Below are 12,950 nucleotides of genomic sequence, written 5' to 3' on the forward strand. Positions count from 1 at the left end.
GACCAAAGCCTTCTGTTTATGTTTATTATTTGTTTTTCATGTGGCGAGGAATCGTTTCCTCTGCGCGAAGGGTTAATACTTCGCAACCAGTTTCAGTGACTAAAATAGTATGTTCCCACTGAGCGGTATTTTTACCGTCACCAGTATAAACCGTCCAACCATCGTTATCATCTTGAAGACAACCAAATTTACCTAGGTTAATCATTGGTTCAATAGTGAAGGTCATGCCTGCTTTTAATACAGTACGATCGCTGTTTTTGTAGTGAACAACTTGTGGTTCTTCATGGAATTTTGCACCAATACCGTGGCCACAATAATCACGAACGATAGAGCATTTTGGTGTTGTGCCCTTGATGTACTTTTGAATAGCAGTACCAATTTCACCCAGTTTTACACCAGGTTTTACTTTGCGCATACCTACATACAAACTTTCTTGTGCAATTAAGCATAAGCGTTTATCGGTTGCGCTAACGTCACCAATCAAAAACATTTTTGAAGTATCGCCGTGGTAACCATCTTTGATTACTGTGATGTCGATATTAAGTATATCGCCATCTTTTAGTACTGCTGGTTTAGTAAAACCATTGTATTGCTCATCTTGTGTTGCTGGAATACCGTGACACACAATGTGATTGATTGAAGTACAAATAGATTTAGGAAAACCATGGTAGTTCAGGGGAGCAGGAATAGCACCTTGTACTTCAGTAATATGCTTGTGGCAAATTTGATCAAGTTCTTCTGTTGTTACCCCAGCTTTTACGAAGGGTTCAATCATTTCAAGTACTTCTGCGGCTAATTGGCCGGCAACGCGCATTTTTTCAATTTCTGCAGCGCTTTTAATATTTACTGACATGGGCTTTTCTCTATCTAGAAATAAATCGTTCTGGTTAAACGATAATTGTTCTTAGTTTACCTAGGCTGTGTTTATCTTTCAACATGAAGAAGAATGAAAAATAATTCTTGTTTAGAAGGTGAGTGGAATGATTTTTTTGAAAATAGTAGATTTTAGCGGCGTTTTTATGGTATAAAGCGCGCCGGATTGATGAACAATTTGTTCTCAATACCGACTATACTTTAATTTTAAATCACACACATACCGTCACGCTGTCCGGGGTGCTCAATTTTTTGATTGTTTCAATCAAGTTGTTAGGGTCGGATTATAAGCGGGGTATGTGGAGGCTTAACCCCATTTAATAGAGGAATTCTCAAATGGCAACTGTATCAATGCGCGATATGCTTAAAGCTGGTGTTCACTTCGGTCACCAAACTCGTTACTGGAACCCAAAAATGAAGCCATTCATCTTTGGTGCTCGTAACAAAGTTCATATCATCAACTTAGAAAAAACTGTACCTATGTTCAACGAAGCTTTAGCAGAACTTGCTAAAATCGGTAGCAAAAAAGGTAAAGTTCTTTTCGTTGGTACTAAGCGCGCTGCATCTGAAGCTGTTAAAGAAGCTGCAATCAACAGTGACCAGTACTACGTGAACAACCGTTGGTTAGGCGGCATGCTTACTAACTTTAAAACTGTTCGTCAGTCTATCAAGCGTTTAAAAGAGTTTGAAGTTCAATCTCAAGACGGTACTTTCGAGCAAATCACTAAGAAAGAAGCGCTTATGCGTACACGTAGCATGGAAAAACTAGAGAAATCTCTAGGTGGTATCAAAAACATGAACGGTCTTCCAGACGCGTTATTTGTTATCGATGCTGACCATGAGCACATTGCAGTTAAAGAAGCAAACAACCTAGGTATCCCAGTATTTGCTGTTGTTGATACTAACTCAAACCCAGATGGCGTTGACTACATTATCCCAGGTAACGATGACGCAATCCGCGCTATCCAACTTTACCTGAACGCTGCTGCTGATTCTGTAAAGTCTGGTCGTAACCAAGACGTTGCAGCTGTAGCTGAAAAAGACGGTTTCGTAGAAGCTGAGTAATTTTTTCGACTCGTCGAATTATTATTTGCTCCTAGTGAGTCTTTTAGTTTCGTAGTAAACTAAATATAGTTAGCAGGGGCCCAATTTGGCCCCTGATTTTTAACTTTTATACCTATTTATATTGAGGAATTGAGAATGGCAACTGTAACTGCTGCTCTAGTTAAAGAACTTCGTGAACGTACTGCTGCTGGTATGATGGAATGTAAGAAAGCACTTGTTGAAGCTGAAGGCGACATCGAGCTAGCAATCGAAAACATGCGTAAATCTGGCGCAGCAAAAGCGGCTAAAAAAGCAGGAAACATCGCTGCTGAAGGCACAATCATTATTAAAGAAGAAGCTGGCGTTGCCGTTCTTCTTGAAGTTAACTGTCAAACTGACTTCGTAGCTAAAGATGGCGGCTTCCTAGCATTTGCTAACGAAGTTGCTGAAGCAGCTCTAGCAGAGCGTCTAGACATCGAAGCTCTTCAAGCTAAATTTGAAGACGCTCGTATCGCTCTAGTTACTAAAATTGGCGAAAACATCAGCATCCGTCGCGTTCAACTTGTTGAAGGTGTTGCACTAGCTTCTTACCGTCACGGCGAGAAAATTGGTGTTGTTGTTGCTGGTGAAGGTGATGCTGATACGCTTAAGCACATCGCTATGCACGTTGCTGCTTCTAAACCTGAGTACGTTAACCCATCTGACGTACCTGCTGAAGTAGTAGCAAAAGAGCAAGCTGTTCAAGTTGAAATCGCTATGAACGAAGGCAAACCTCAAGAAATCGCTGAGAAAATGGTTATCGGCCGTATGAAGAAATTCACGGGCGAAGTTTCTCTAACAGGTCAAGCTTTCATCATGGAACCTAAGAAAACTGTTGCTGAAATTCTTAAAGAAAAAGGCGCATCAGTATCTAACTTCGTACGTTTAGAAGTTGGTGAAGGTATCGAGAAAGCGGCTGAAATGAGCTTTGCTGACGAAGTAGCTGCAGTACAAAAAGGTTAATCCTTTCGTATTGTTGATAAAAAAGACCGTGGCTATGCTGCGGTCTTTTTGTGAATAAAGAATTAATTTGATAATTGTGTAATTAGCATAATATCAGTGATAGTTGTAACCATTTGCTTTACAACCGTGAAGTAATATCAAATGGCTACAGTTATTTCGACAACTCTTAGTGAAAAGGTAAGAACCATGACGACGAACCCGAAACCAGTATATCAGCGTATTCTATTAAAACTTAGTGGTGAAGCACTTCAAGGCGAAGAGGGTTTTGGTATTGACCCTGCAACACTTGAGCGTATGGCTCAAGAAGTAAAAGAACTGATTGAACTTGGCGTACAAGTTGGTGTTGTAATCGGTGGTGGTAACCTTTTCCGTGGTGCAGGTCTTGCAGAAGCAGGTATGAACCGTGTTGTAGGTGACCACATGGGTATGCTAGCAACCGTAATGAATGGCCTTGCTATGCGTGATGCACTTCACCGTGCTTATGTTAATGCTCGTGTAATGTCAGCAATTCCTCTTAAAGGTGTGTGTGACGATTACAACTGGGCTGATGCTATCGCTCAACTTCGTCAAGGTCGTGTAGTGATCTTCTCTGCCGGTACTGGTAATCCGTTCTTTACGACAGATTCAGCTGCGTGTTTACGTGGTATTGAAATCGAAGCAGACGTAGTATTAAAAGCAACCAAAGTAGATGGTGTGTTTACGGCAGATCCAGTATCTAACCCTGATGCAGAATTATATGATAAACTGGATTACAACACTGTTCTTGAAAAAGAATTAAAAGTTATGGACTTAGCTGCATTTACTCTTGCTCGTGACCATGAAATGCCTATCCGTGTGTTCAATATGAACAAACCAGGTGCATTACGTCGCGTTGTTATGGGTGAAGCTGAAGGTACATTAATCAGTAGCGCTAAATAATCGTCCGAAATAAAAATAACAATTAAGGTGAAGTTGTGATTAACGAAATCAAAAAAGACGCTCAAGAGCGTATGGAAAAAAGTGTTGAAGCACTTAAAAATAACCTGTTAAAAATTCGTACAGGCCGTGCTCACCCAAGCCTACTATCTGGTCTTAGTGTTGAGTATTACGGTGCAAGAACGCCAATCAATCAAGTAGCTAATATTATTGCTGAAGATTCACGTACTCTTGCAATTACTGTTTTTGATAAAGAGCTTGCTGGGCTTGTTGAAAAAGCGATCATGATGTCAGATCTTGGTTTAAATCCAATGTCTGCTGGTACCGTGATTCGTGTACCACTTCCACCGCTAACAGAAGAACGTCGTAAAGATCTTGTTAAGATTGTACGTGGCGAAGCTGAAGGTGCTCGTGTGGCTGTTCGTAATATTCGTCGTGATGCAAACGGTGATGTTAAAGGTCTTCTTAAAGATAAAGAAATCTCTGAAGATGACGATCGCAGAACACAAGACGACATCCAAAAGCTAACTGATATTGCAGTGAAGAGCATTGATGAAGTACTTGCAGTTAAAGAAAAAGAGTTAATGGAAGTATAATTTACTTTTATTACTCATTGTTCAGACTGATGTTTTCATTGAATTAATGATATGATATTGGCGATGAACACGATAAGAAGCGCTGTGTGAAGACATCAGCGCTTTTATTTTTAAGGGAGTTATATGACCAGTCCAACTAGCAACGAGTTTTTATCATTTGATGTATTACCAAAACATATTGCGGTAATTATGGATGGTAATGGGCGTTGGGCGAAAGCTCAGGGGAAACCTCGTGTCTTTGGTCATAAAGCCGGTGTTGATGCGGTGAGAAAAACCATATCAGCGGCGAGTAAATTAGGCATCAATGCGATTACACTTTTTGCTTTTAGTAGTGAAAATTGGCGCCGTCCCGAAGAAGAAGTTAGCGTTCTTATGGAGTTGTTTATCACGGTACTTTCTCGTGAGGTAAAACGCATTCATAAGAATAATATTCAGTTACGTGTGATAGGTGATACTTCTCAATTTAGCGCTCGTCTTCAAAAGAAGATTGTGGATGCTGAAGCATTAACTTGTGAGAATTCAGGCTTAGTGTTAAATATTGCAGCCAATTATGGTGGCAAGTGGGATATTACCCAAGCAGTTAAACACCTTGCTTATCAAGTAGAGCAAGGTAATTTACAGGCAGATAATATAGATGAAGCAATGATTTCTTCTAAGCTGACAATGTCAGATTTGCCTGATGTGGATTTGATGATAAGAACCAGTGGCGAATGTCGTATTAGCAACTTTATGTTGTGGCAAATGGCGTATGCTGAGTTTTATTTCACCGACCAATATTGGCCTGACTTTAATGAACAAAGCTTAGCGGATGCTGTAGCTTGGTTTGTAAGTCGAGAAAGACGATTTGGTTGTACCGGTGAGCAAATCCAAGCTCTAATGAACGAAAAGGATCGATAAAATTTGAAACAGCGCATTATTACTGCTCTTATCTTAGCACCTCTAGTCATTGCTGGCATTTTTATGTTGCCAATGCAAGGCTTCTTAATTGCGATTACCGCAATTACTCTGGTTGGTTTTTGGGAGTGGACTCAGTTTACTGAATCAAAATCACGATATGTCGCTTTAATCCCTTCTGTAGCAGCCCTTGCTGCCTCTTTAATCTTACTTCCTACATCAACATTTGAATTGATGATCCCAAGTGATGGGCATCAAGCGATATTATTGATAGGTACGGTTTGGTGGTTAGTCGCATCAGGGCTTGTTCTTACGTTTCCAAGTAGTAAGAAATTATGGCAAAACAACTCCCTTTTAAAGCACCTTTTTGGTTGGCTAACCATGATCCCATTTTTGTGGAGTATTCTATTACTTCGTGCAGACAGTTATGCATTAGATAACTTCTATGGTGCGAAATTAGTATTATTAGTTTGTTTACTCGTGTGGGCCGCTGATAGTGGTGCTTATTTTGCGGGTAAAACCTTTGGTAAACGTAAAATGTCACCAGCGGTAAGCCCAAACAAAACGATTGAAGGTTTAATTGGTGGTATTATCACCGCTATTATCATTGGCTGGTTTGCAGCAAGAGCTTTTGATATTCGTTTTGAAAGCACAGCAACAATGATGGGAATATTTATAGCGACTATAATCATCTCAGTATTGGGCGATTTAGTAGAAAGCATGTTTAAGCGTGCATCTGATATTAAAGACAGCGGCACCATCATTCCTGGTCATGGTGGTATTTTAGATCGCATCGATAGTTTAACTGCGGCATTCCCTGTTTTTGCTTTCTTATATTTCTTTTAAGCAGGCGGTTGATATTCGGCAATGAATGTCACCTAATTCATTTTAAGTTATACGGTAGATATTATTATCTACCGTTTTTCTATCTTTTACTCATCATGGCAATTTTATTATGCGCAAGTTAACTATTTTAGGCGCTACGGGCTCAATTGGCAGTAGTACACTTTCAGTCGCAAAACAGAACGTGGATCAATTTGAAATTGTGGCTCTGGGTGCGGGTTCTAATGTCGATAAAATGCTAGAACTTTGCTGTGAATGGCAGCCTAAATACGTTGCGATGGCGTGCCAGACGGCTGCTGATAATCTAAAACTGCAGCTAAAAGAGCATAACATAACGACGGAAGTATTCTCTGGTGAAGAGGGCTTGTGTCATATAGCTCAGCTTGATGAAGTTGATACCGTGATGGCCGCTATTGTTGGTGCAGCCGGTCTATTACCAACGATGTCAGCAGTTAAAGCGGGTAAACGTATTCTGTTAGCAAATAAAGAAGCTTTAGTGATGTCTGGTCAACTGTTTATTGATGCCGTTGAGCAGTATGGTGCTGAATTGCTTCCGGTTGATAGTGAACATAATGCAATATTCCAATGCCTCCCTCAATCAATTCAAGACAAACTTGGTCGTTGTGATTTAGATGCTAATGGTATTAGCTCTATTTTATTAACAGGCTCTGGTGGTCCTTTTCGTTATACCGATGTAAGTGAACTTGAAACGGTGACTCCTGAGATGGCAATTGCCCATCCAAACTGGTCAATGGGACCTAAAATTTCGGTTGATTCAGCGACCATGATGAATAAAGGCTTAGAGTATATTGAAGCTCGTTGGCTATTTAATGCGAGCAAAGAACAATTGAAAGTGGTTATTCATCCACAATCTGTCATTCACTCTATGGTGCAATATAAAGATGGTTCTGTGCTAGCTCAGATGGGACTTCCTGATATGAGAACACCAATCGCTTGCACTATGTCGTATCCTCAGAGAGTCAATGCAGGGGTGGAGCCTCTAGATTTTACTAAAGTGGGTGAATTTAGTTTTATATCGCCTGACTTTTCTCGATACCCATGTTTAAAATTGGCTATTGATGCGTGTTATTTAGGCCAACATGCCACAACGGGTTTAAATGCGGCAAACGAACAGTCGGTAGCCGCTTTTTTGAACGGTGAGATTAAATTTACCGATATCGCTCGAATTAATGAGCTGGTTTTGAACAAAGTATGTGCAAACTTCCAAAACCTTGAGCTAGATAGCTTGGAAAGCCTGATTGACCTAGATAGAATGGCGCGTCATTATGCCAATGAGGCAATTAAAAAGGTTTAACTATGTCAGAACTTCTATGGAATTTAGCATCATTTATTATTGCACTAGGCATTCTTGTTGCTGTGCATGAATACGGCCACTTTTGGGTTGCGCGCCGTTGTGGTGTAATTGTTGAGAAGTTTTCAATTGGTTTCGGTAAAGCGCTTTGGAGTAAAAAAGGCAAAGATGGCACCGAGTACAGCATTTCAATGATCCCTCTTGGGGGTTATGTGAAAATGTTGGATGAGCGTGTTGATGATGTGCCTGAAGAGCTAAAAAAACACGCCTTTAATAATCGACCTCTATGGCAGAGAAGTGCGATTGTTGCTGCAGGTCCTATCGCAAACTTTATTTTTGCCGTGATAGCATGCTGGCTTGCTTTTATGATCGGAGTGACAGCACTTAAGCCTGTTGTTGGTCATATTGATAATAATTCTATTTTTTCTCAAGCAGGAATTGAATCTGGAGTGGAACTAAAAGCCATTTCAGGAATCGAAACTTCCGATTGGGAAGCGGTAAACATGGCGATTGTTTCTCATATTGGTGATGAATCAATGACGGTAACCTACAGCGATAAAAATAATATTGGTGTAGATATTACTAAAAATCTTGATTTATCTGAGTGGGCATTTGACCCAGAAAAAGATTCACCGATGCTGTCATTAGGTTTTTTACCTTACCGCCCTGAATTGACACTTAATATAGCTAACGTTAGTGCGAACAGTGCCGCTGAAAAATCAGGGTTACTTGTTGGAGATAGCTTAGTTTCAGTCAATGAAATTCAGGTAACGAAGTGGCAAGATATGGTGAACGCCATTCAAGCTAACCCAAATAAAACGATTGAAGTCACGGTTCTTCGTGATGGGATTGAAATTACTCTGGCATTAACGCCAGATAGTAAAGAAAATGCGAAAGGTGATGTGATCGGTTTCGCAGGTGTTTCTCCTGTATTTGAGCAATGGCCTGAAGGCTATCGTTATGAAAAACAGTACAGCCCAATTATTGCGTTTGGAAAAGCGATTGAAAAAACAGGCAGTATTATTGATTTAACATTAACGATGACTAAAAAATTGTTCACAGGTGATGTTGCTTTAAATAACTTAAGTGGCCCGATCTCCATAGCAAAAGGAGCAGGAACTACCGCTGAGTATGGTTTAGTATCATTTTTAGGATTTTTAGCTTTAATTAGTGTTAATTTAGGTATTATTAATTTATTGCCTCTCCCGGTATTGGATGGCGGACATTTACTCTTTTTTGCTATTGAAGGTATTACTCGTAAACCCGTATCGGAAAGAATTCAGGAAATTGGTTATAAAGTAGGTACAGCAATGATCATGTCATTAATGGCTGTCGCTTTATTTAACGACTTTATGCGCCTTTAAGTAGTAGCAAGGGAATTATAAAACGTATTATGGCGATGAAAAAATTGTTGATTGCTTCGCTGCTTTTTAGCAGTGTAGCAGCGCAGAGCGCAGAAACTTTTGTGGTTGATGATATACGCTTTGAGGGATTACAGCGTGTAGCATTAGGTGCTGCATTACTTAAAACTCCAGTTCGAGTTGGCGATTCCATGAGCCAGCAGGATGTATCACAAGTCATTCAAGCACTGTTTGCTTCTGGTAACTTTGAAGATGTTAAAGTATACCGTGATGGTAATGCATTACTGATCAAGGTTACTGAACGACCAACGATTGCAAACATCTCTTTTTCTGGTAATAAAGCCATTAAAGAAGAGCAGATGCAGCAGAACTTAGAAGCCTCTTCTATTCGTGTCGGTGAAGCTTTAGATAGAACGACACTAAGTAATATTGAAAAAGGCTTAGAGGATTTCTATTTCAGTGTCGGTAAATACAATGCGACGGTACACGCGGTTGTTACTCCACTTCCTCGAAATCGAGCGGATTTGAAATTTGTATTTACTGAAGGTGTATCAGCTAAAATTCAACAAATTAACTTTATTGGTAATGACGTTTTTACTGATGAAGAATTGCTTGGCCGCTTTAATCTAAGTGTTGATGTTGCTTGGTGGAACTTTTTAGCGGATGAAAAATACCAAAAACAAGTATTGGCAGGTGATATTGAAGCTTTACGTTCATATTACTTAGACCGTGGGTATTTGAAGTTCCAAGTAGATTCAACTCAAGTATCAATATCGCCAGATAAAAAAGGCGTTTATATTGCATTGACGATTGAAGAAGGTGCTCCTTACACGGTTAATGGTATAAAATTTCAAGGCGAGCTAATCGGTAAAGAAGACGAATTTAAAAAGCTGGTTACTTTTGAAGATGGCGATATTTATAACGGTTCTGCCGTTACTCGCTTAGAAGAAAACGTAAAGCGAATCTTAGGTGAAGCGGGTTACGCTTACCCTCAAGTTCGTACCATGCCTGAATTTGATGATGAGAACCAAACCGTATCTTTAGTGATTAATGTTGAAGCGGGCAATCGTATGTACGTCCGTGATATTAAATTTGTCGGTAACACCTCGACTAAAGATGAAGTATTACGTCGTGAAATGCGCCAAATGGAAAGTGCGTGGTTAAACTCAAAATCAATTGAAACAGGTAAAAACCGTCTTAATCGTCTTGGTTTCTTTGAAACGGTAGATGTACAAACAATCCGTGTTCCTGGTTCAGATGATCAAGTTGATCTGGTTTATTCTGTAAAAGAAGCAAACTCGGGCAGCGTAAACTTTGGTGTTGGTTATGGTTCTGAATCCGGCATCAGTTTCCAAATCGGTCTTCAGCAAGATAACTTCATTGGTTCTGGTAACCGTGTCGGTATCAATGCCATGATGAATGATTATCAAAAGAACATCAGCTTAGACTACCGAGACCCTTACTGGAACCTTGATGGTGTCAGCTTGGGTGGTAAGGTTTTCTATAACGAATTTGAAGCGTCCGATGCAGGTATTGTTGATTATACCAACCAAAGTTACGGTACAAGTTTAACCTGGGGCTTTCCATTTGATGAGCTTAACTATTTTGAGATTGGTGTTGGTTATACTCATAATAAGATCGGTAACTTGGATGAGAACGAACAAGTAAGTAAGTTTAAAAAATCGGTTGGTGATGCTTATGATGATAAAAATAATGAGTTAAATTTAAACGATTTTGATATTACTTTATCGTGGACACGTAATAACCTGAACAAAGGATACTTCCCAACCGCAGGTAACTATCAACGTGCATCATATAAAATATCAACACCAAATTCAGATGCTAAGTACTTTAAAGCACAATATGAAGTACGCCAATACTTCCCATTAACTAAAAAGCATGAGTTTGCTCTATTGATGCGTGGTAAGGCGGGTTATGGTAACGGTTATGGAGAAACCGATGGCAATGATAACCTGTATCCATTCTATGAGAACTTTTATGCAGGTGGTTTTACAACCTTACGTGGTTTTGGTTCAAACTCAGTAGGACCTAGGGCAGTATATGCTCAAGGTTCTGGTTCTGCTGGAGGAAACAATCCTGAATATATCGTTACGGATGATTCAACTGGTGGTAATGCGACAGCGCTAGCCAGTGTAGAATTGATTGTCCCAACTCCATTTGCTAGTGAAGAAACTCAAAACCAGATCCGAACCAGTGTGTTCTTTGATATGGCAAGTGTGTGGGATACCGAAGCAAAATATGACGGTAAAATCGCAAGTGGTAATCAATATTATTACGACTATTCTGATCCAGCCAACTTCCGTTCTTCATATGGTGCCGCTGTGCAATGGATGTCACCGATGGGGCCATTAGTATTCTCAGTAGCGAAACCTGTGAAAATTTATGAAGGTGATGATGAAGAATTCTTCAGTTTCACCATCGGTCGAACTTTCTAAGTATTGATAGCTCTAATAGAAAAGTGTTAATGTAAAACAAACCTATTTAGGTCAATAATAATCAAGTAAGGATATGATTTTGAAAAAATTAGTAAAAGTAGCCGCTTTAGGCGCAGTAATGTTAAGTGGTTCTTTTTTTGCTAATGCAGCAGAAGCAGCAACTAAAATTGGTTATGTGAACATGGCTCAAATCGTTCAACAGATGCCACAGCGTGAAGCTATTTCAGAAAAACTTCGTGCTGAATTTAAAGATCGTATTGATGAACTACGCAGCTTAGAATCAAAAATCAAAGATAAAGTAGAAACAATCAAACGTGACGGTGAGCTACTAGGTGCATCTGGTAAAACGAAACTAGAGCGTGAAATTGCATCTCTACAATCAGATTACAAATTAAAAGCACAAGCATTGGATGAAGATAACCGTCGTCGTCAAGGTGAAGAGCGTCAGAAACTGATTATGCAAGTTCAACAAACTGTTGAAAAAGTAGCAAACAAAGAAGGTTACGATATGGTTGTTGATGCAGCGACACTGCTTTGGGCAAAACCAGAAGACAACCTATCTGAAAAAGTAATTAAAGCAATTAAATAAGGTTCATCATGATACGTATTACGCTTGCTGAATTGGCAGAAAAACTTGGTGCAACAGTTCATGGAAATGGAGATGTTGTTGTTCACTCTATCGCTTCGATGAGTAAAGCTTCTGAAGGAGATATTACTTTTCTTTCAGACGCTAAATACCGTAAGCACTTAGCAGAATGTAAAGCGTCTGCGGTGATAGTAAAAGAAGCAGATATTGAATTTTGCCAATCAAACGCATTAATAATGAAGGACCCATACCTAGGGTTTGCATTAGCGGCACAAGCGTTAGATACAACACCTGCACCAGCAAAAGACATCGCGGCGTCAGCATTCATTGCTGACGATGCAGTGATTGGTGAAGGTGTTGCTATTGGACATAATGCAGTTATTGAATCAAAAGCCGTTATTGCTGATGGTGCAATTATCGGTGCAGGTTGCTTTATTGGACAAGAAGCCAAAATTGGTAAAAATACTAAATTGTGGGCAAATGTCTCTATTTACCACCGTGTTGAACTTGGTGAATCGTGTCTCGTACAATCAGGAACCGTGATTGGTTCTGATGGCTTTGGCTATGCGAATGATCGTGGTACTTGGGTTAAAATCCCACAGTTAGGTTCTGTGATTATTGGTGATAATGTTGAGATCGGCGCTAATACGGCAATTGACCGTGGTGCGATTGATAATACGGTTATTGAAAGCAATGTAATCATTGATAACCAAATTCAAATTGCGCATAACGTACAAATCGGATCTGGTTCTGCGATGGCTGGTGGTACTATAGTTGCTGGCAGTACTAAAATTGGTAAGCACTGTATTATTGGCGGTGGCTCGGTAATTAATGGTCATATCGAAATTACTGATGGTGTGACTATCACTGGTATGGGCATGGTGATGAGAGGTATTGATGAAAAAGGTATGTATTCATCAGGCATTCCACTACAAACCAATAAAGAATGGCGTAAAACAGCGGCTCGAGTTCATAAAATTGATGAAATGAACAAGCGACTAAAAGCCGTTGAGAAAAAGCTAGTTGATTAATATTGGCTTTACTACATTCTAATTAATAAGTATTGGT

At 39.7% G+C, this 12,950-nt stretch carries 12 protein-coding genes; 11 read left to right on the forward strand and 1 reads right to left on the reverse strand.

What is annotated here, in order from left to right; genetic code table 11:
- Nucleotides 1–25: 25 nt before the first annotated feature.
- Nucleotides 26–853, reverse strand: coding sequence for a type I methionyl aminopeptidase (map, locus tag PVK62_RS10230; protein ID WP_274444245.1), 828 nt, complete (start codon nucleotides 851–853; stop codon nucleotides 26–28).
- Between the two features lie 356 nt (nucleotides 854–1,209).
- On the opposite strand from map, the gene rpsB reads away from it, so the two are divergent.
- The 11 genes from rpsB (at nucleotide 1,210) to lpxD (ending at nucleotide 12,913) form a co-directional block, all read left to right on the forward strand.
- Nucleotides 1,210–1,938, forward strand: coding sequence for a 30S ribosomal protein S2 (gene rpsB, locus PVK62_RS10235; protein ID WP_274444246.1), 729 nt, complete (start codon nucleotides 1,210–1,212; stop codon nucleotides 1,936–1,938).
- 135 nt (nucleotides 1,939–2,073) lie between these two features.
- Entirely contained in the window at nucleotides 2,074–2,919 is an 846-nt protein-coding gene (gene tsf, locus PVK62_RS10240) for a translation elongation factor Ts (protein ID WP_274444247.1), read from the forward strand.
- A gap of 186 nt (nucleotides 2,920–3,105) precedes the next feature.
- A complete protein-coding gene (pyrH, locus tag PVK62_RS10245; protein WP_274444250.1) occupies nucleotides 3,106–3,837 on the forward strand; it encodes a UMP kinase in 732 nt (243 codons plus the stop codon).
- Nucleotides 3,838–3,872: 35 nt separating this feature from the next.
- Nucleotides 3,873–4,430, forward strand: coding sequence for a ribosome recycling factor (frr, locus tag PVK62_RS10250; protein ID WP_122034353.1), 558 nt, complete (start codon nucleotides 3,873–3,875; stop codon nucleotides 4,428–4,430).
- Between the two features lie 123 nt (nucleotides 4,431–4,553).
- On the forward strand, nucleotides 4,554–5,327 hold the full coding sequence (locus PVK62_RS10255) for an isoprenyl transferase (protein ID WP_274444253.1): 774 nt from the start codon (nucleotides 4,554–4,556) through the stop codon (nucleotides 5,325–5,327).
- 3 nt (nucleotides 5,328–5,330) lie between these two features.
- Nucleotides 5,331–6,170 (forward strand): phosphatidate cytidylyltransferase, encoded by an 840-nt coding sequence (locus PVK62_RS10260; protein ID WP_274444255.1) that lies wholly within the window; start codon nucleotides 5,331–5,333, stop codon nucleotides 6,168–6,170.
- 109 nt (nucleotides 6,171–6,279) lie between these two features.
- Nucleotides 6,280–7,482 (forward strand): 1-deoxy-D-xylulose-5-phosphate reductoisomerase, encoded by a 1,203-nt coding sequence (ispC, locus tag PVK62_RS10265; protein WP_274444256.1) that lies wholly within the window; start codon nucleotides 6,280–6,282, stop codon nucleotides 7,480–7,482.
- A gap of 2 nt (nucleotides 7,483–7,484) precedes the next feature.
- Nucleotides 7,485–8,843 carry a sigma E protease regulator RseP gene (gene rseP, locus PVK62_RS10270; protein WP_274444257.1) on the forward strand — a complete coding sequence of 453 codons (1,359 nt, stop codon included), beginning with the start codon at nucleotides 7,485–7,487 and terminating at the stop codon, nucleotides 8,841–8,843.
- Nucleotides 8,844–8,872: 29 nt separating this feature from the next.
- A complete protein-coding gene (gene bamA, locus PVK62_RS10275) occupies nucleotides 8,873–11,296 on the forward strand; it encodes an outer membrane protein assembly factor BamA (RefSeq protein WP_274444258.1) in 2,424 nt (807 codons plus the stop codon).
- Nucleotides 11,297–11,369: 73 nt separating this feature from the next.
- Nucleotides 11,370–11,885: an OmpH family outer membrane protein gene (locus PVK62_RS10280; protein ID WP_122034340.1), complete on the forward strand. Its 516-nt coding sequence runs from the start codon at nucleotides 11,370–11,372 to the stop codon at nucleotides 11,883–11,885.
- Between the two features lie 8 nt (nucleotides 11,886–11,893).
- On the forward strand, nucleotides 11,894–12,913 hold the full coding sequence (lpxD, locus tag PVK62_RS10285; RefSeq protein WP_274444259.1) for a UDP-3-O-(3-hydroxymyristoyl)glucosamine N-acyltransferase: 1,020 nt from the start codon (nucleotides 11,894–11,896) through the stop codon (nucleotides 12,911–12,913).
- The last annotated feature ends 37 nt before the right edge of the window (nucleotides 12,914–12,950 follow it).

Origin of the sequence: Aliivibrio sp. S3MY1 (assembly GCF_028765575.1) — a bacterium.
In the GTDB taxonomy this organism is placed as follows: Bacteria; Pseudomonadota; Gammaproteobacteria; order Enterobacterales; family Vibrionaceae; genus Aliivibrio.